The sequence below is a fragment of the Synechococcus sp. MU1648 genome (genome assembly GCF_023630615.1).
Lineage (GTDB): Bacteria > Cyanobacteriota > Cyanobacteriia > PCC-6307 > Cyanobiaceae > Parasynechococcus.
Window position 1 is genome coordinate 57,560 of sequence record NZ_JAKUHI010000005.1, and the last position, 18,463, is coordinate 76,022.

Genomic DNA, 18,463 nt, shown 5'->3' on the forward strand with positions numbered 1-18,463 from the left:
TGCCGAAATGGCGAATCTCAAAGAAATCCGCGACCGAATTAAGTCGGTCAAAAACACCCGCAAGATTACCGAGGCCATGCGCCTCGTGGCTGCGGCCAAGGTGCGCCGCGCCCAGGAGCAAGTGCTCCGCAGCCGTCCCTTCGCGGATCGGCTGGCGCGAATTCTGGAAAATCTCCAGTCCCGCATGCGTTTCGAAGATGCTGCATCTCCCCTGATGCAGCAGCGCGATGTGGAGACCATCACCCTGGTAGCGATCACTGGTGATCGCGGTCTGTGTGGTGGCTACAACGCCAACATCATTAAGCGCACGGAACAGCGTTTCGCTGAACTGAAGGGCAAAGGCTTTGATGTGAAGCTTCTGCTGGTTGGCACAAAAGCCATCGGCTATTTCACCCGTCGCAACTATCCGATCCAGGCCACCTTCTCCGGTCTCGAACAGGTGCCCACCGCCGATGAGGCCAACACGATCTCCACGGATCTCTTGGCTGAATTCCTGGCTGAGAGCACCGATCGAGTGGAGTTGATCTTCACCAAGTTCATCAACCTGGTGAGCTGCAAGCCTGTGGTTCAGACCCTCTTGCCTTTGGATCCTCAAGACATTGCTGATCCGGAGGACGAGATTTTCCGTCTCACCACTAAGGACGGTTTGTTGACAGTTGAGCCAGGTGCTGGTCCTGCCAATACCGAGCCGAAGATTCCTTCGGACATCGTGTTTGAGCAGACCCCTGAACAGTTGCTGAATGCACTTCTTCCTCTGTATCTGCAGAACCAGATGTTGCGTTCACTGCAGGAATCGGCAGCGTCTGAGCTGGCCAGCAGGATGACGGCCATGAACAACGCCAGCGACAACGCCAAGGAATTGGCGAAGACCTTGACGCTGGATTACAACAAGGCCCGTCAGGCTGCGATCACCCAGGAGATCCTGGAAGTGGCAGGTGGTGCCGCCGCGGTCGGCTGATCTTTCCGATCAATCCACCCTTGAAAGCCGGTCCATTGGGCCGGCTTTTTTGTGTCTTCTTGAAGCTGCCGTCTCTCCTACTGGTCAAGGCTCTGCTTGAACAGAGGCCACCACTTCAAGGCTTGTTTACGGTTGAGCTGAGGGGTTTGAGGTTGTCGGCGTGGTTCAGCTGCATCAGCTCTTTCCCACAGTGGTAGGCACAACCCAACTCCCCCTGGACCCACTGCAGCTGGCCGCATGCATGCAGGCTCTGCTGGACGGTCGAGGCGAAGCAGAGGGAAACCCCAGCGAGGGTTGCGCCTGGACGGGTGACCTCCATGGTGTGTGGCAGCTCCATCAAGACGAACGCTTTCAGGCCTTGGTTCAACAGGTGAATGATCAGGTGTGGAGCTACCTCGATTCAATTGGGTTCGCCCGAAGCCAAGTCGCCCTGCATCTGCAGCGGTGCTGGCCTGTCATCAGTGACTGGGATCAGGCGGTTGGACGGCACCATCACCCCAATGCTCATCTCAGCGCTGTCCTCTATCTCACCGGCACCGGCTCCGGTGAGGAGGGCGTTTTACGTCTGCATGCATCCCATCAACCGAATGAGTTGGTGGCTGGCTTGGCGGTGGGTTATGGCGGTCCGATTGCACCAAACCATCCTTTGAATCAATCCCATTGGGATCTAGCTCCACGACCAGGTTTGCTCGTGCTTTTCCCTTCGAGTCTTCAGCACAGTGTTTTGCCGAATGCCGACCCGGATGAGCTGCGCTGTTCCATCAGTTTTGATTTTGTTCTGACGGCTCAAGAGCAGGGTGGATCTCCGGAGTACCTCGCACCCCACCCCCGTCATTGGACATCCCTGGATGAGCCCATTGCCTGAGAGAATGCGGCCTCTTCTCCCCTGACACCCGGCATGACCGACGTGGCCACCTACACCGTCCGCGCCGAGTTCGAAGGCGAGATCCGTACCTTTCCCTGCCGCGCCGACCAGACGGTGCTCAATGCAGCCGAAGCTGCTGGCGTCATGATCCCAAGCTCATGCTGCTCCGGGGTTTGCACCACCTGTGCCGCGGTGATCACCGAGGGCAGTGTTGAGCAGCCCGACGCCATGGGCGTGAAAGGCGAGCTTCAAGAGCAGGGCTACAGCCTGTTGTGCGTGGCCTTCCCGCGCGCCGATCTCACCCTTAAAACCGGCCAGGAAGATGCGCTCTATGAAGCCCAGTTCGGGCAATATCAGAAGTGAGGCTGACCAGCCTGCAACGCCAATTCTTCTGGCCCGCTGATGTGCCGCTGGTTGAGCTGCGCAGCTGGATTCGTCAGCAGTTGTCGCCAGAGGGTGATGTGCTGCGTTGGGCCCTCACTGATGTGCGTCCTGCCCCCGATGGTGGTCGAACCATTCAGGTGGAGGCCGTGATCAGCGCATGAGCTCGGCTCCGATGCCAACGCTGATGCTGGTGCCGACGGGCATTGGTTGTGACATCGGAGGTTATGCCGGTGATGCCTTGCCATCAGCACGGTTGTTGGCCGCAGCAAGCGGCTGTTTGATCACCCATCCCAATGTGATGAATGGGGCTTCGCTCTATTGGAGCGATCCCCGCGTTCACTATGTGGAGGGCTATGGCCTCGATCGTTTCGCCGTGGGCGAGTGGGCCTTGCGAGCGGTGCGGAGGCAACGCATTGGGCTGTTGTTGGATGCCGGGATCGAGCCCGAGCTGGCCCAGCGCCAGATTCAGGTGGCCGAGGGCTGCCGTGCCAGCTTGGGTTTGGATATCGGCCCGGTGATTTCAACGGATGCGCCGCTCGATGTGACGCTGGAGCGCGGTGCCAGTGGTGCCAGCTGGGGACGATTGGGTTCTCCTGATGCCTTGTTGCGGGCTGGTGAACGGTTGAAGCAAGCAGGGGCGACGGCGATCGCCGTGGTGGCCCGCTTCCCGGAGGATCCGGAGAGTGAGGAGCTGGCGGCCTATCGCCAGGGCAGTGGCGTGGACGCTTTGGCCGGCGCTGAAGCGGTGATCAGTCATTTATTGGTGAAGCACCTGCAGATCCCCTGTGCCCACGCGCCAGCCTTGGATCCGTTGCCCCTGGATCCAAGGCTCGACCCGAGGGCGGCGGGTGAAGAACTGGGTTACACCTTTTTGGCATGCGTGCTGGTGGGGCTGAGCCGGGCACCGGATCTGGTGGCCGCTTGGCGACACAGGCCCGGAGACCTCAGTGTCGAGCAATTGGGGGCGGTTGTGGTTCCCGAAGGAGCCCTGGGGGGCGAGGCGGTGTTGGCCTGTGTGGAGCGCAATCTGCCCGTGGTTTGCGTGGCCAATCCATCGGTGTTGTCGGTCACGGCCGACGCCCTTGGCTTGAGCCAGAGCATTTTTCATGTCAGCAGTTACAGCGAGGCAGCAGGGCTGTTGCTGGCTCTGCGGGAAGGATTGAGTCCGGCGTCTCTGGGCCGCCCACTGCCAGCGTTGCAACGGTTGGACTGATGCCTGGCGGTTTCGGTGGAGCCCTCGATCAGAGCCCTTGCCCCTGTGGGGGTGGTGCTTATCGCAGCTGCTGTGGGCCCATGCATCGCGGCGAACAGCGTGCTGAAACGGCTGAACAGCTGATGCGCTCGAGGTATTCAGCCTTTGTGCGTGGGGAAGTGGACTACCTGATGGCGACCCATCCCGAGCCGGATGTTGCAGCGCAGCAGCGGCGCCTTGCCCTGCAGCGGAGTTGTCGCCAGACCCATTGGCTTGGCTTGAACGTGCTTGCCGTCAGCAGCGGCGGCCCAGGGGATCTGGAGGGAACGGTGCAATTTGAGGCGCGTTATCGCGGTGGGGTGTTGAAGGAAACCTCCCTGTTTCAGCGTCGCGATGGCGCGGCCGATGGCCCTTGGCTCTATGTGGCTGCGCTCAAGTTGGAGGGCTAACGCAGGCAGGCCATCGGATGCCGGGGCGGCAGGCCAAGAGCTTTGGCTACCCCCGGGTGACAGACAGCGCCCTGCACCGTGTTTAGGCCCGAGAGCAGTTCGGGTCGTTCGGTCACGGCCTCTTCCAGGCCCCGGCCGGCGATTCCCAGGATGTAGGGGAGCGTCACGCTGACGAGGGCTTCGGTGGAGGTGAAGGGCACAGCACCCGGCATGTTGCCCACGGCGTAGTGCTGCACACCATGAATGGTGACGGTGGGATCGCGATGGGTGGTTTCCTGGCTGGTGGCGATGCAGCCGCCCTGGTCGATGGCTACGTCGACAATCACCGAACCAGGCCGCATCTGCTGCACCATCCCTTCGTCCACCAGGGTGGGGGCCCGCCCGCCGGGTGTGAGAACGGCTCCGATCACAAGATCAGCCGTTGGCACCAACCGTTCCAGCAGGCCGCGGCTGCTCACCACACTCATCAGCCGGCCGCGCCGGTCGGCTTCCAGGCTGCGCAACCGTTGGGGTGATCGGTCGAGCAGTAGCACTTCCGCATCCATTGCGGCAGCAATGCGTGCGGCATTCCAGCCCACGGTGCCAGCGCCAAGCACCACCACCCTGGCCGGTTGCACGCCGGTGCAGCCCCCCATCAGCACGCCACGACCGCCATGGGGTTTTTCCAGCAGGTGGGCACCCACCTGGCCCGCCAGCCGCCCTGCGATTTCGCTCATTGGTGCCAGCAACGGCAGGCTGCCGTTCTCCAGCTGCACGGTTTCGTAGGCAATGGCGGTGGTGCCTGCCTCCAGCAAAGCTTCCCCGACGCTGGGATAGGCCGCCAGGTGGAGGTAGGTGAACAGCACCATGTCCTCCCGCAGGAAGGCAAATTCCTCCGCTTGCGGTTCCTTCACCTTCACCACCAAATGGGCGCCCCAGGCCTCATCTCGGTTCACCAGGCGCGCTCCCGCCGCGGCAAACGCGTCATCGCCGATTCCTGCTCCTGCTCCGGCCCCCGCTTCAATCAGCACTTCAAGGCCCTGGCTGACCAACTCCCGCACGGCGTCAGGGGTCAGCGCGACCCGTTTCTCATCGAGCTTGATCTCCTTCGGCACACCGATGCTGGCCATCGGGGCCGAGAGGACGGAGGCTGCCATGGCGGCTTCAGGGGGATTCCTTCAATGTGGCTCCGCTGCGAGCAACCCGCCACATCACAATGGTGGGACTGCTTTAGGCCGCTGCAATTGGCAAGCGCCAGCCGCTGCCGAAGGCCTGGGGACTCACCTTTAGTAACGGTGCCGCCTGCCGCCGTTTGAATTCGGCCCGTTTCAGCAGCCGTTCCACACGTTCCACCAGGGCGGGATCGTGGCCGGCTGCCACCAGGGCCTCGCCGGAGTGGCGCTCCTGAATCAGTCCTTTGAGCAGTGCATCAAGGGCGTCGTAGTCGGGCAGGGAGTCGCTGTCCTTCTGGTTGGGCCGCAGCTCGGCACTGGGGGGTTTGCGTCGAATCGCTTCCCCCACCAGCTCTCCTTGCTTCGGTAGCCCCAGCGACTGCCGGCAGCCCTGGGCTGCTTGGCTGTCGAGCCAATCGCACAGGGCAAACACGCTGGTTTTGTAGAGATCGCCAATCACCGCCAGCCCGCCGTTCATGTCGCCGTAGAGGGTGCAGTAGCCCACGGCCAGTTCTGATTTATTGCCGGTAGTGAGCAGCAATTGCCCCTGTTGGTTGGCCACGGCCATCAGCAGGGTGCCGCGAATACGGGATTGCAGATTCTCCGCCGTTACCCCTTGAGGCACCTCCCCCAACGGTGCTGTCAGGGCATTGTCGTAGCCCTCCATTAGGCCGGCGATGGGCACCGTGTTGGCCTGCAGGCCAAGTCGTTCGGCCAAGGCCAAGGCATCGTCAATGGATCCAGCCGAGCTCCAGGGGGAGGGCATCAACAGCGTGGCCACTGCTTCTTTCCCCAGGGCAGCGGTGGCGATCACCGCCACCAGTGCGGAGTCGATGCCGCCGCTCAACCCCAGCAATGCCTTTTTGAAACCGCATTTCTGTGCGTAGTCGCGCACTCCGAGCACCAGGGCTCGGAAAAGTCGCTCCAGGGGATCCATCGGTTGGACCCGAGCAGGAGCGGGTTGGTCGCTGTCCCAGACCACGAGATGGTCTTCACAGACGGGAAGCTCCAGCTGTACGACGCCATCGGCGCCCACCACAAAACTGGCCCCGTCGAACACCAGCTCGTCGTTGCCTCCGACTTGATTGAGATAGATCAGTGGGCAGTTCAGGCGCCGCGCCGCTGCAGCTGCTAATTGCTGGCGCAGGGCGGGCTTCGCGGCATCGAAGGGAGAGGCCGCAAGATTGATGACCAGATCCGGCTGCTCTGGCATCAGTTGATCAATGGGATCCGGTCCGGCCAGACGCTCGCGTTGCAGGCCGTCATCCACCCACAGGTCTTCGCAGATGGTGAGTCCCAACCGTTTCCCGTCCGGCAAAGTCAGCAGACAGGGGCCATCGCCAGGGCGGAAATAGCGCCTCTCATCAAAGACGTCGTAACTGGGCAGCAGTTGTTTGTGGGCAATCGGCCGCCAGCCCAGGCGATTCACCAGCACGACACCATTGAGCAGCCTTGGGCTGCGGTTATCCGCTGCCGGCAGCGCTGCACCCACCAACAGGGTGATGCTGCTGCTGAGTTGGTTGACCAGCCACTGCAGCATCGCCTCCTGCTGCTGGATGCGGCTGGGCTCGAGCAACTGGTCCCGGGGGGGATAGCCCCAGAGGGAGAGTTCAGGGGTCAGCACAAGCTCTGCCGCCTGTTCCTCGGCACTGCGCACGGCATCCAGAATCTGCTTGGCATTGCCCTCGAAGTCGCCGACCACGGGGTTGAGTTGTGCCAGGGCGATGCGCATCAGCAGAGGCTTCCCGACAGGCCATACAGATTGTGCTGGAGTAACAGCGGCCACACCGATTCCGGAATTTCAGCTGCATTGGGTTGACGGCGCAGCTGCGAACTGGCGGTGGCGGGAACCTCAAGATCCAGCAGCTCCACCCGTCCGCCTAGATCCCGCAGCGCTTGCAGATTCGCGTCTTGGAGAGGCCAGCCCTTGCGCGGGGCGATCGCCAATCGGCACTGCGGCAGCCAGCCATCGCTTTGTTTCCAGCGGGGGATCTGGCTGGCCAGGTCGCTGCCCACCACAAACACCAGCTCCCGATCCGGCCAGTGCTGGGCGGCCCGTTGCAGGGTGATCAAGGTGTAAGGGCTGCTCAGGTGCTGGGCTAGTTCCAGGCGTTCATCCTGCAATTGCTCCACCAGCTGGCTGAGCAGCATCGCCCGCAAGGACAGGGGGGCATCGTGTTGTTTCAGAGGGTTGTCGCTGGCCCAGGTCGCCACTTGGCCGTAGCGGCTCAGCAGCCCTTCCAGCAGAACTTGATGGCCCCGGGTGGGTGGATCGGCGCTTGTGCCCAGCAAGGCGATGGCAGCAACGGTCATCTCAGGGCAGCAGCGGTTGGAGATCCTGCTCCAGAGCTTTCGGCCAGCGCAGTAGCCAGTGGTGCACCACGGGATCTCGTTCTGCCAAGCGGCGCAGCAGGGCTCCGGGTTGACCGCCACGACGGCGCAGCAATTGCTGCGCTACGAGCCGTCCCGTCCGGCGGCTGGCATGCACCGCCAGGGCGGCTTGAGCGAGGGCTACAGGAGCTGCCGGGGCCAGGCTGCCGCCGCTGCTGACGGGCACCAGCAGCAGAAGTGCCTGTTTGAGGGCCGCTAGTCCCAGCTGAACACCTCCCAGCAGGGCGTTATGGCTGGAGAGACGAGTCAGCAGCAGTCGTGCCGCCGCTGGCGTCATCGGCAGGTTGTAGAGGCGGCTGAGCTGAAGCACCAGGGCGGTATCGCAGGCCATGCCTCCCGCCATATCCAGTGCCACCACTGGGTTGACGGCCACACCGGTGGCCTTGGCTGCTGCGTAGCGACCGATCAGGCTCTGGGCCGTGCGGCGGTGCTGTTGCAGCCGGAGTTGCTGGCATGCTCCTTGGAAGCGGTCGGCCTGGCGTAGCGACTGGATCGCCAGCAGCAGGGTGCCTTCGCTCTCCAGCTGCTGGGTGAGCTGCTCGCGCAGGTCATTCACCTGTGGCGTTGTGATCGTGCTGCGCACCCGGCCATCGGCCTGGATCTGGGGGCTGCGGGGTGCAGCCGCAGCGGCCGTGATCGGGAGATCCACCGGCAGACGCCCGCGAATGCTGCGAAGCAGCGCGGCGCGCTCCTGCTCCGGCCAGCGATCGCTGCGATTCAAAACCACTTGTAGGGGCTTTCCACTGGCTAAAAGCGTGGTCAAGGCCTCCAGGTCAGCCCGGGTTAAGTCGCTGTCCAGCACCAGCAATACCAGGTCGGCTCCCATGGCCACACGGGAGGCCAATCGAGCCCGCCCGGCGGCATCGATTTCATCGATTCCAGGGGTGTCCACTAGCTCAACTCTGGTCAGCCCAGCAATGTCCATGGGCCAATCCACCGCCTGTTGACGCCGGGTGCTGCCGTGAGCGACATCCGTCTGCAGCAGCGGGCGTTGGATCAATGCATTGATCAGGCTGGATTTGCCAACCCCCACCCGACCAAACAGCGCAATGCGCAGGCGCCGTTGCTGCAGCCGTTGCAGTTGACGATCCAGAAGCCGCAAGTCACCCCCCAGCAGTCCCCGTTCCTTGGCGCTCAGCTGCAGCTGGTTCCTCCAGCGCTCCAGCAGCACCTGGCAGCGTTCGACGGTGTGGGGCGGGGTGGGTTGCATCCCGCTCATGCTGCCGGCTTGCGCCACCACCCGGCCAGCACCGCCAGAACCGATTCGGCGCCGATCACGCCAACAAATCCTCCGAATTCATCCACCACCACGCGCACTCCGCTGCTGTCGCGCCGGAACCCCGTCAGCAGCCGATCGGCCCGGATCATCTCCGGCACATACTCCACCGGTTCGCAGAGGTCGACGGGGGTCAGCAGGCCACGGTTTTCCAACAGAGCTGTGAGCACCCGTTCGCGGCTGGCCACCCCAAGCACTTTGTCCACCTGATCGCCGAGCACCACCCACCAGGGGTCGTTGTTGCTCATCAGCTGGGCCCGCTGGGCTTCGATGCTCAGGCCGCCATCAAGGGTTGGTGCCGCCACCCGCGGCGTCATCAGGTCACGGGCAGTGAGATCGTTCAGCTGAAAGACCTTGCCGATCATCGCGGCTTCGTCGGCCTCGATTTCTCCCTTCTGTGAGCCCAGGCGAGCCAGCAGACGGATTTCCTCTTCGTTGGTGCTGAGCTCCGCTTCTGCGGTGATGGCCGGAAGCATTCTCTCCAGCAACAGCACAAGCGGCCTGAGCGCCAGGCCAAGCCAGTGAAGAAGTGGTGCGCTGGCCAGGGCCACTGGCAGTGCCAGGCGACTTCCGAGGGCTTTGGGCAGGATTTCGCCCAACAGGATCACCAACACGGTCAGGCCCACCGAGAACACCGGCAGGGCGGCGCCGCTGATGTTGCGTTGCTCGAACACCCAGGCGGCGTAACCGCCCAGCATCAGGCTCCCGAAAATGTTGAAGCCGTTGTTTGCGATCACGAGGGCAGACAAGGTGCGTCCCAGGCGCTTGCGCAACTGCGCCAGCCTGCGGGCTCCGGGTACGGGGCGCTCCCGGGCCGCCAGTTCGTGCACTCGGATCGGACTCACCGTGAGTAAGGCGGCTTCCACGCCGGAGCAGAGGGCCGAGCCCAACAGCACCACCAAAACCATCAGCAACAGCACCAGGAGGTCGGAGCTCATTGCCGTCTGAAACTCCTTGCATCGTAGAGGCCTTGGCCAGTTTGGCCTCGCCAACTGCCATCCTGTTCCTCTGAACTCTCTGCTGCTGTGAACGGCTTCGATTCCGGAATCCATGCGCGTCGTCGCGCCCTGTTCCTGGAGCAACTGGGCGCAGCCGCTGCGGTGATTCCCGCTGCCGCATTGGCCACCCACCACGCCGACTGCGAATGGCCCTTCCGTCAGGACAGCGATTTTTTCTATCTCACCGGTTTTGATGAGCCCGATGCAGTGGCCTTGTTGCTGCCGCATCGGCCGGAGGGAGAGCGTTACGTGCTGTTCGTGCAGCCCAAGGACCCTGCGGCTGAGGTGTGGACGGGGATTCGTTGGGGCACTGAGGGAGCTGTGGAGCGTTACGGCGCGGACGTAGCCCATCCGTTGGATCAGTTGAGCGCAAAACTGCCGGAGTACCTCGCCGGTGCCGAAGCCATTGCCTTTCGGGTTGGCCGTCACGCTTCTGTCGAATCGATGGTGCTCTCCGCCTGGGGGCGACAGCTCGACACCTTTGCCCGCACGGGAACGGCCGCCTTGGGCTTGGTGGCACCAACCCCGATCTTGCAGCGCCTGCGCCTGCGCAAGGAGCCCCACGAGCTGGAACGGCTAAGGGAGGCTTGTCGCATCTCCGCCGAAGCCCACGAATTGGCCCGTTCGATCACCCGCCCCGGTATGAATGAGGCTGAGGTGCAGGCGGCGATCGAAGCCCACTTCCGCAGCCAAGGTGCCCGCGGCCCGGCCTACGGCTCCATTGTTGCCGGTGGCGACAACGCCTGCGTGCTGCACTACACCGCCAATACGGCACCCCTCCAGGACGGAGACCTGCTGCTGATTGATGCCGGCTGTTCGCTGGAGGATTACTACAACGGCGATATCACCCGAACCTTCCCTGTGAATGGAAGCTTCTCGGCGGAACAGCGGGAGCTCTACAGCCTGGTGTTGGCCGCCCAGGAGGCTGCCATTGCTGTCGTGGCCCCAGAAGGCACCGCTGATGCGGTGCACGCCACAGCCCTGCGCTTGCTTGTCGAGGGGCTGGTGGATCTGGGCCTGCTGATCGGGGACGTGGACGGGATCATCGAGCGGGGCGACTACCGCCACCTGTACATGCACCGCACCGGCCATTGGCTGGGTCTTGATGTGCATGACGTTGGTGCTTATCGGCTCGGGGAGCAACCCGCTCCGCTGCAGCCGGGCATGGTGCTCACGGTGGAACCAGGTCTTTATGTCAGCGATCGACTCAGCGTGCCTAAAGGTCAGCCTGAGATCGACGATCGCTGGAAAGGCATCGGTATCCGCATCGAAGACGACGTGGCTGTTACCGAGACCGGCCACGAGGTGCTCACGGCTGGTGCCCTGAAGAGCGTTGCCGCGATGGAACGCTGACCCAGGATCAGCTCACCACCTGCAAGGCCACCCAGACCACGCCCACGGTGAGCAGCATCAGGCCATCCATTTCGCTGACGCGGCCGCTGATCGGCCGCACCAGGATCAGCGTCAGCACCAGCAGCACCGTTTCGATCGGATCCAGTCCGAGGATTACATCGGTGCCTGTGAATTCACCGATCGCTAGAACTGCCGGCACCGTGAGGCAGAGGGTCGCCAGGGACGAGCCGTAGAGAGTGTTGAGCGACCGCTGCAACTCCCCTTTCCCTGCAGCTTGGAAGGCATTGAGAGCTTCTGGTGCCACCACCAGCAAGCCCACGAGTAGGCCGCCGAGGGAACTGGGTAGCTCGAGGTCGTTGATGCCGGTTTCGATCAGGCTTCCCATCGATTCCGCGATCAGCACCAGCACCAGCAGGCCTGCTGCCATCAGACAGACGTTTTGCAGGATTGAGCTCTGAGATTCGTCATGGGGTGTTGGTTCCGCTGAGGTGCTTTCCGCGAGGGAAAGTTGGTCGGAGCCTTGTTGCTGAGCGGTATCGATGAAGAGGTTGCGGTAGCGGCCGACCTGGCCGCCCAGAAAAATCCCGTAAAGGCTGATCGACACGAACGTCAGCAGCCAATTGATGGGGAGCGAGTAGTTGGCCTCGAGGCTGTCCTGGCTGAAGTTGGGAAGCACCAGAGCCAGAACGCTCATGGTGGTGATCAGATTGATGTAGGCACTTGAACCGCTCTGATTTACAGCTGCCAGGTCTTCCAGCTGCATGGGCTGGGTTCGGCCCTGTCTCTGAAACCTGGCGGCCACGATTAAGGTCACGCCCTTCACCCCCGTGAGCACGATCATCAGCACCGAGAACATCGAGTCGCGGGCCAGGGTCGGGTTGCTGTCTCCCGTCAGCATCGTGGAGGCAATCAGGGCTAGCTCAATCACGATCACGGATCCGGTCAGCACCAGGGTCCCCAGGGGCTCCGCGAGTTGCTCCGCCAGTTGGTCGGCATGGTGCGCCACTCCCCGCGCCATCAGCAGCACCAGCACACTGAGCAGGCCAAGACCCGTGAGGACGGGCAGTGCGGGTTGCAGGAGCAGCCAGTCGAGCACTGTTGTGGTTTCCAGGCTGATTAGGGCCAGGATCCCGATGAGTAGGGGAGTTTCGCGGAGAACGGCCGCCCTCATGCCATAGCTCCCTCCCAGCTCAGCAGCGCATTGGTGTTGTTCAGCACCAGATCAGCGCCGGCCTCCTGCAGCCGTTGTTCATAGATTGTTCGCGCCTGTGCCTGCCCCGCGGTCTGCAGGTGAGGTGGCACCACAGCAAGACTCACGAACCGTTGCTCCGGCCAGCGTTCTCGGGCTTGAATCACGGTGTGCACATCGGCCACGGTGTCGCCGAGATAAGCCACCCGAGCTCCCTCGATGTCCGCCCCCAGAGCCTTGGCCAGGCGGATCAAGCCTGTGGGATCTGGTTTGTCGGGGGCATCTCCCATCGCGATCAAGGGTGGATCCTGGAGCCCCAGTCGCTGCTGCAGCACGAAGCGTGCTGAGGGCGGCTCAGCACCGCTCACGAATCCCCAGCGCATCTTCCTCTGGGAGAGCGTGGCGAAAAAGCTGGCGTCCACCAGCAGGGGCTCATCGCCGATGAATCCAGTCCAGTGACTGGGGTCCCCCTCTGGATCTCCGCCGAAGTAAAAGTCGCTGAAGACATCGATCAGTGCGGTCCGATCCGGCAGAGCAGCGCCGTGGCGCCGCAGCAATTCAAGGCTGGCGTCCCAGTCGTTGTTCCAGGCCCCTTCAGCCTTCAGTGCATCGATGGCATCGGCGCTGGGCTGCCAACCGCAGTAGTGCTGGACAGTGCATTGGAGGGCCCTTCGGTAACTGCCAGCGACATCGCGGATCACACCATCAATGTCGAACAGCAGGATGGTTGGAGATCCCAGAACGTCTGATGGAGAGCGGCTGGTAGGTTAGTTGTTTGTATTTCTGTCTTGAGCGCTGACACCATGCCGGTCACCGAAGGCGCTGCCCCTACCGACCAGGAGGTCGCGACTCCGTCCGCCGACGCGGCTGAAGGCGCCACCCAGGCAGCTGAAACCACTGAAAAGCCTGCAGCCAGCGAGGGTGAAGGCCGTCCTGTTCTGAAGGGTGCCGCCGCGGCTCTGGCCACGGCAACCATCGACGCCGATGGTGTTCCCTCCGGCTACACCCCTAAGGCCGACGAGGGCCGCTTCCTGCTGAAGATCCTCTGGCTTCCCGACAACGTGGCCCTTGCCGTTGATCAGATCGTCGGCGGTGGCCCCAGTCCCCTCACCTCCTACTTCTTCTGGCCCCGTGAGGATGCCTGGGAAAGCTTGAAGACCGAGCTGGAAGGGAAGAGCTGGATCACCGATAACGAGCGGGTTGAAGTGCTCAACCAAGCCACTGAGGTGATCAACTACTGGCAGGAGGAAGGCAAGGGCAAGAGCCTCGACGAGGCCAAGGTCAAGTTCCCCGACGTCACGTTCTGCGGTACCGCCTGAACCCTTTCTCCAGGTTGTTCATCCAAACCTGCCTTCGGGCAGGTTTTTTTGTGTCTGCCCGAAGGTAGGTGGTGATCCGGATGAACCATCAAAAAAGCCAGGAGCGTGAGCCCCTGGCGTATTGGAGTCAATCTGCGAAGCAGATGAATCAGTCGGGAGTTTTACTGGCTTGCAGGCGAGCCCTGGCTTCATTCAGCTGTTGCTGTGCCTTGAGCTTTTCCGGAGAAGCCGGTTGGCCTTCCATGCCAGCCACGACGGTTGAGGCTTTCTGGAAGGCGGCTTCGGCGGTACCGGCATCGATGGCGCTGCCCAGTTCGGCTTTGTTCACCAGAACGGTGACTTCGTCGGCATCGACTTCGGCGAAACCACCCATCAGAGCGATGGAGTTCCAGGCTCCGTTGGCACGAACCCGCAGAACACCGATGTCGATGGCGGTGAGCAGCGAAATGTGGCCGGGCAGGATGCCGAGTTGACCGGTGGTACTAGGCAGGATCACCTCGTCGGCGCTGCCATCAAAGACGTTCTGGTCTGTTGCCAGCACGCGGAGGGTGAGGGACATGAACCTTGGTTCGAAAAGAGAACGGACTGTCGAGAAACACGTGATTGGGGGTGTGAATCACACCCCCGCAAGGATCACTTGGTTTCGGCGGCGATCTTCTCGGCCTTGGCTTTCACTTCCTCGATGTTGCCCACCAGGTAGAAGGCGGCTTCGGGGAGGCTGTCCAGCTCGCCGGCGAGGATCTGGTTGAAACCGGCGATGGTGTCGTCCAGCTTCACGTACTTACCGGGCATGCCGGTAAAGATTTCAGCCACGAAGAAGGGCTGGGAGAGGAATTTCTCCACCTTGCGGGCACGATCCACGGTGCGACGGTCGTCTTCCGACAGTTCGTCGAGACCCAGAATCGCGATGATGTCCTGGAGTTCCTTGTAGCGCTGCAGGGTGGACTGCACGGCGCGTGCGGTGCGGTAGTGCTCGTCACCCACCACTGCTGGCTGCAGCATGGTGCTGGTGGAATCCAAAGGGTCCACAGCGGGGTAGATGCCTTTGGAGGCCAGGGCACGGTTCAGCACCGTGGTGGCATCGAGGTGAGCAAAGGTGGTCGCAGGAGCGGGGTCGGTCAGGTCGTCAGCAGGGACGTAAACCGCCTGAATCGAGGTGATGGATCCCTCAACGGTTGAGGCAACACGCTCTTGGAGAGCACCCACGTCGGTGCCGAGGGTGGGCTGGTAGCCCACAGCGGAAGGCATGCGGCCGAGAAGTGCGGACACTTCGGAACCGGCCTGCACGAATCGGAAGATGTTGTCGACGAACAGCAGAACGTCCTGCTTGTTCACGTCGCGGAAGTGCTCCGCCATGGTCAGAGCGGAGAGACCCACGCGCATCCGGGCGCCGGGGGGCTCGTTCATCTGGCCGTAGCAAAGGGCCACCTTCGACTTGGAAAGGTCGTCAGCGTTGATCACGCCAGACTCTTTGAATTCCTCATAGAGGTCGTTGCCTTCGCGGGTGCGCTCGCCCACGCCGCCAAAGACAGACACACCGCCATGCTCTTTGGCGATGTTGTTGATCAGCTCCTGAATCAGCACGGTTTTACCCACGCCGGCACCGCCGAACAGGCCCACCTTTCCGCCTTGGCGGTAAGGAGCCAGCAGATCGATCACCTTGATGCCGGTTTCGAAAACCTTGGGCTTTGTTTCCAGTTCGGTGAGGTTGGGCGCCTCGCGGTGGATGGGAGCAGTGGTTGTGGTGTTGACAGGTCCTTGCTCGTCAACGGGCTCGCCGAGAACGTTGAAGATTCTGCCCAGGGTGGCTTCGCCGACGGGCACTGAGATCGGTGCACCGGTGTCGACGGCTTCCATGCCGCGGACGAGTCCGTCGGTGCCACTCATGGCAACGGCGCGAACACGGTGGTCACCCAGCAGCTGTTGAACTTCAGCCGTCAGAGCGACGTCATCACCTGCGGGGTTTTTGCCCTCGATGCGCAGGGCGTTATAGATCTTGGGCAATTTCCCTGCGGGAAATTCCACGTCCAGAACCGGGCCGATCACCTGACGGATCACACCCTTGGTGCCAGCAGATGCAGGAGCAGAAGCGACCATAGGTAAGGAGAGTTGCGGGAACAGGCGCTACGCGCTCGGACCCATTCAGAGCGGCGCAACCATACCACTGTCAGTTCAACGCTCCCATCGGTTGGGTCGGCACAGCCTGCGGTTCGGACACCCGCACAGCTCTAGGACTAGAAAAGGGGCCGCCCGATTGCATACGTTGGCACTCATCGGCATCGAGTGCCAACTCGGTTCGATGCGTGGCGCATTGCGCCCTGTCCCTGCTCCTGCAAGTACCCATGGCTGCTGTTTCTCTCAGCGTCTCAACTGTTAAACCGCTCGGCGACCGCATCTTCATCAAGGTCTCCGAATCCGAAGAGAAGACCGCCGGCGGCATCCTTCTGCCCGATACCGCAAAGGAAAAGCCCCAAGTGGGTGAAGTGGTTCAAGTGGGCCCCGGCAAGCGCAACGACGATGGCAGCCGTCAGGCTCCCGAAGTCGGTGTGGGCGACAAGGTCCTCTACAGCAAGTACGCCGGCACCGACATCAAGCTCGGCAGCGATGAATACGTGCTTCTGTCCGAGAAAGACATCCTGGCTGTCGTCAACTGAGATCAGCTCTGCTGATTTGCGGCTCAGCCATCCCTATTCATCATTCATCCTCTTCATTAGGAAACGCCTTCCATGGCAAAGCGCATCATTTACAACGAGAACGCCCGTCGCGCTCTCGAGAAAGGCATCGACATCCTGGCTGAAGCCGTTGCGGTGACCCTGGGTCCCAAGGGCCGCAACGTGGTGCTGGAGAAGAAGTTCGGTGCACCCCAGATCATCAATGACGGTGTCACCATCGCCAAGGAGATCGAGCTTGAAGATCACATCGAGAACACCGGTGTTGCTCTGATCCGCCAGGCCGCCTCGAAAACAAACGACGCTGCCGGTGACGGCACCACCACCGCCACCGTCCTGGCTCACGCCATGGTCAAGGCCGGTTTGCGCAACGTGGCCGCCGGTGCCAATGCGATCACTCTGAAAAAGGGCATCGACAAGGCCTCCGATTTCCTGGTAAGCAAGATCCAGGAAATGGCCAAGCCCATCGCTGACAGCAACGCCATCGCTCAGGTCGGCACCATCTCTGCCGGCAACGACGAAGAAGTCGGCAAGATGATTGCCGATGCCATGGACAAGGTTGGCAAGGAAGGTGTGATTTCCCTCGAAGAGGGCAAGTCCATGGAGACCGAGCTCGAGGTCACCGAGGGCATGCGTTTCGACAAGGGCTACATCTCCCCTTATTTCGCGACTGACACCGAGCGGATGGAAGCCGTCCTCGACGAGCCCTACATCCTGCTCACCGACAAGAAGATCGGCCTGGTTCAGGATCTCGTGCCTGTGCTGGAGCAGATCGCACGCACCGGCAAGCCTCTGCTGATCATTGCTGAGGACATCGAGAAGGAAGCTCTCGCCACCCTGGTGGTGAATCGTCTGCGGGGCGTGTTGAACGTTGCTGCTGTGAAGGCTCCTGGTTTCGGCGATCGCCGCAAGGCCATGTTGGAAGACATGGCTGTTCTGACCAATGGTCAGCTGATTACCGAGGACGCTGGCCTCAAGCTGGAGAACGCCAAGCTGGAGATGTTGGGCACCGCCCGCCGCATCACCATCAACAAAGACACCACCACCATCGTTGCCGAGGGCAATGAGGCGGCTGTCGGCGCCCGCTGCGAACAGATCAAGAAGCAGATGGACGAGACCGACTCCACCTACGACAAGGAGAAGCTGCAGGAGCGCCTGGCCAAACTGGCCGGTGGCGTCGCTGTGGTGAAGGTGGGTGCGGCCACCGAAACTGAGATGAAGGACAAGAAACTCCGTCTCGAGGACGCCATCAACGCCACCAAGGCGGCTGTTGAGGAAGGCATTGTTCCTGGTGGTGGCACCACCCTGGCTCACCTGGCTCCGGCCCTGGAGCAGTGGGCTGCCTCCAGCCTCTCTGGCGAGGAGCTGATTGGCGCCAACATCGTGGCTGCTGCTCTGACCGCTCCGCTGATGCGCATCGCTGAAAACGCAGGTGCCAACGGTGCTGTTGTGGCTGAGAACGTCAAGGCTCGCGCAGGTGCCGAGGGCTTCAACGCAGCTTCCGGCGAGTACGTCGACATGCTGGCTGCCGGCATCGTTGACCCCGCCAAGGTGACCCGCTCCGGTCTGCAGAATGCCGCATCGATTGCTGGCATGGTGTTGACCACTGAGTGCATCGTGGCTGACTTGCCTGAGAAGAAGGAAGCAGCTCCTGCCGGTGGCATGGGCGGCGGTGACTTCGACTATTGACGTCTGTGCGGGTGGTTCGCAAACCACCGAATCACCCACATCCCAGTCATATCAAGGGGTCCTGCGGGGCCTCTTTTTTTTGACTCAGTCATTGCCTTGTCAGATCTAGACCCTTCAAGACATCGAACGGTTGGGGTGCGGTTTCAGCTGCAAGACATGAATGAGTAGGGGTGCAGAAGTGCGCGGGTTAATGTATTGATTCGTCTGGTTCTGTCGGGACAAATGCCACAGCGCCTTGGTGCCTTTGCCGCTCAGTTCGCCCCGGAGACGCTCCAGCGTTTTAAGGATCTCTGTCGACGCCAAGACAAGGCTTACTCCAAGGTATTGGAGCGTCTGGCGTTGTTGTACGTCGAAACGGATGGAGGAATTCTTTCTACAGCAGGGTCTGCGGCACCACCATCACAAGGCGTACAAAAAAGGCAAGTTCAAGTTGAATCACTGCAAAATAAATTGTTAGAAGATCTTTTGAAACGTGTTGAGATCCTCGAAAAGAAAGAAACCAAAATGTTGTATGAGTTGGATCGCGTTCATAAGGAACTTGCCTTCTTTGGATCAGGCCTGAAGGCACCAGGCCTTTGAC

The 18,463-nt window shown here is 61.7% G+C and carries 20 protein-coding genes; 11 read left to right on the plus strand and 9 right to left on the minus strand.

What is annotated here, in order from left to right; translation table 11 throughout:
- The first annotated feature begins 7 nt into the window (after positions 1-7).
- The 6 genes from NCN06_RS07240 to NCN06_RS07265 all read left to right on the plus strand — a co-directional run bounded on the left by NCN06_RS07240 (position 8) and on the right by NCN06_RS07265 (position 3,848).
- Entirely contained in the window at positions 8-958 is a 951-nt protein-coding gene (locus NCN06_RS07240; RefSeq protein WP_115022419.1) for a F0F1 ATP synthase subunit gamma, read from the plus strand.
- A 160-nt stretch (positions 959-1,118) separates the two neighbouring features.
- The gene (locus NCN06_RS07245; protein ID WP_250398795.1) at positions 1,119-1,823 is read left to right on the plus strand and encodes a TIGR02466 family protein; all 705 of its coding nucleotides are present in this window, start codon (positions 1,119-1,121) and stop codon (positions 1,821-1,823) included.
- A gap of 33 nt (positions 1,824-1,856) precedes the next feature.
- On the plus strand, positions 1,857-2,186 hold the full coding sequence (locus NCN06_RS07250) for a 2Fe-2S iron-sulfur cluster-binding protein (protein WP_115022416.1): 330 nt from the start codon (positions 1,857-1,859) through the stop codon (positions 2,184-2,186).
- Positions 2,183-2,368 (plus strand): DUF8621 family protein, encoded by a 186-nt coding sequence (locus tag NCN06_RS07255; protein WP_226423264.1) that lies wholly within the window; start codon positions 2,183-2,185, stop codon positions 2,366-2,368. The genes NCN06_RS07250 and NCN06_RS07255 overlap by 4 nt, the downstream gene beginning before the upstream one ends.
- Positions 2,365-3,420 carry a DUF3326 domain-containing protein gene (locus NCN06_RS07260; RefSeq protein WP_250398796.1) on the plus strand — a complete coding sequence of 352 codons (1,056 nt, stop codon included), beginning with the start codon at positions 2,365-2,367 and terminating at the stop codon, positions 3,418-3,420. Before NCN06_RS07255 ends, NCN06_RS07260 begins: the two co-directional genes overlap by 4 nt.
- The gene (locus tag NCN06_RS07265; RefSeq protein WP_250398797.1) at positions 3,420-3,848 is read left to right on the plus strand and encodes a YchJ family protein; all 429 of its coding nucleotides are present in this window, start codon (positions 3,420-3,422) and stop codon (positions 3,846-3,848) included. Before NCN06_RS07260 ends, NCN06_RS07265 begins: the two co-directional genes overlap by 1 nt.
- Here NCN06_RS07265 and ald read toward each other — a convergent pair.
- The 5 genes from ald to NCN06_RS07290 form a co-directional block, all read right to left on the minus strand.
- Positions 3,845-4,984, minus strand: a complete 1,140-nt coding sequence (gene ald, locus NCN06_RS07270) for an alanine dehydrogenase (RefSeq protein ID WP_250398798.1) — start codon at positions 4,982-4,984, stop codon at positions 3,845-3,847. The two genes, NCN06_RS07265 and ald, sit on opposite strands and share 4 nt — an antisense overlap.
- Positions 4,985-5,057: 73 nt before the next feature.
- On the minus strand, positions 5,058-6,731 hold the full coding sequence (locus tag NCN06_RS07275) for an NAD+ synthase (protein ID WP_250398799.1): 1,674 nt from the start codon (positions 6,729-6,731) through the stop codon (positions 5,058-5,060).
- Positions 6,731-7,312: a nicotinate-nucleotide adenylyltransferase gene (locus NCN06_RS07280; protein ID WP_250398800.1), complete on the minus strand. Its 582-nt coding sequence runs from the start codon at positions 7,310-7,312 to the stop codon at positions 6,731-6,733. Before NCN06_RS07280 ends, NCN06_RS07275 begins: the two co-directional genes overlap by 1 nt.
- Before the next feature lies 1 nt (position 7,313).
- Positions 7,314-8,609 (minus strand): GTP-binding protein, encoded by a 1,296-nt coding sequence (locus NCN06_RS07285; protein ID WP_250398822.1) that lies wholly within the window; start codon positions 8,607-8,609, stop codon positions 7,314-7,316.
- Positions 8,606-9,604, minus strand: a complete 999-nt coding sequence (locus NCN06_RS07290) for a CNNM domain-containing protein (RefSeq protein WP_226423259.1) — start codon at positions 9,602-9,604, stop codon at positions 8,606-8,608. The genes NCN06_RS07285 and NCN06_RS07290 overlap by 4 nt, the downstream gene beginning before the upstream one ends.
- Positions 9,605-9,691: 87 nt before the next feature.
- On the opposite strand from NCN06_RS07290, the gene NCN06_RS07295 reads away from it, so the two are divergent.
- Positions 9,692-11,017: an aminopeptidase P N-terminal domain-containing protein gene (locus tag NCN06_RS07295; protein WP_250398801.1), complete on the plus strand. Its 1,326-nt coding sequence runs from the start codon at positions 9,692-9,694 to the stop codon at positions 11,015-11,017.
- A gap of 7 nt (positions 11,018-11,024) precedes the next feature.
- Here NCN06_RS07295 and NCN06_RS07300 read toward each other — a convergent pair whose 3' ends face one another.
- Both NCN06_RS07300 and NCN06_RS07305 read right to left on the minus strand, forming a co-directional pair.
- A complete protein-coding gene (locus tag NCN06_RS07300) occupies positions 11,025-12,188 on the minus strand; it encodes a calcium:cation antiporter (RefSeq protein WP_250398802.1) in 1,164 nt (387 codons plus the stop codon).
- Positions 12,185-12,907: an HAD-IA family hydrolase gene (locus tag NCN06_RS07305; protein WP_250398803.1), complete on the minus strand. Its 723-nt coding sequence runs from the start codon at positions 12,905-12,907 to the stop codon at positions 12,185-12,187. The genes NCN06_RS07300 and NCN06_RS07305 overlap by 4 nt, the downstream gene beginning before the upstream one ends.
- 102 nt (positions 12,908-13,009) lie before the next feature.
- Between NCN06_RS07305 and NCN06_RS07310 the strand changes: the two genes are divergently transcribed.
- A complete protein-coding gene (locus tag NCN06_RS07310) occupies positions 13,010-13,525 on the plus strand; it encodes a 30S ribosomal protein PSRP-3 (protein WP_115093168.1) in 516 nt (171 codons plus the stop codon).
- A 148-nt stretch (positions 13,526-13,673) separates the two neighbouring features.
- Here NCN06_RS07310 and atpC read toward each other — a convergent pair whose 3' ends face one another.
- Together atpC and atpD are read right to left on the minus strand one after the other, a co-directional pair.
- Positions 13,674-14,084 carry an ATP synthase F1 subunit epsilon gene (gene atpC / locus NCN06_RS07315; protein ID WP_115022395.1) on the minus strand — a complete coding sequence of 137 codons (411 nt, stop codon included), beginning with the start codon at positions 14,082-14,084 and terminating at the stop codon, positions 13,674-13,676.
- 74 nt (positions 14,085-14,158) lie between these two features.
- Positions 14,159-15,622 carry a F0F1 ATP synthase subunit beta gene (gene atpD / locus NCN06_RS07320; RefSeq protein ID WP_115022393.1) on the minus strand — a complete coding sequence of 488 codons (1,464 nt, stop codon included), beginning with the start codon at positions 15,620-15,622 and terminating at the stop codon, positions 14,159-14,161.
- A gap of 245 nt (positions 15,623-15,867) precedes the next feature.
- On the opposite strand from atpD, the gene groES reads away from it, so the two are divergent.
- The 3 genes from groES (at position 15,868) to NCN06_RS07335 (ending at position 18,462) form a co-directional block, all read left to right on the plus strand.
- Complete coding sequence (groES, locus tag NCN06_RS07325) at positions 15,868-16,179, plus strand: co-chaperone GroES (RefSeq protein ID WP_115022391.1); 312 nt, start codon at positions 15,868-15,870, stop codon at positions 16,177-16,179.
- A gap of 72 nt (positions 16,180-16,251) precedes the next feature.
- The gene (gene groL / locus NCN06_RS07330) at positions 16,252-17,883 is read left to right on the plus strand and encodes a chaperonin GroEL (RefSeq protein WP_115022388.1); all 1,632 of its coding nucleotides are present in this window, start codon (positions 16,252-16,254) and stop codon (positions 17,881-17,883) included.
- Between the two features lie 222 nt (positions 17,884-18,105).
- Positions 18,106-18,462 carry a hypothetical protein gene (locus tag NCN06_RS07335; RefSeq protein WP_115093302.1) on the plus strand — a complete coding sequence of 119 codons (357 nt, stop codon included), beginning with the start codon at positions 18,106-18,108 and terminating at the stop codon, positions 18,460-18,462.
- The last annotated feature ends 1 nt before the right edge of the window (position 18,463 follow it).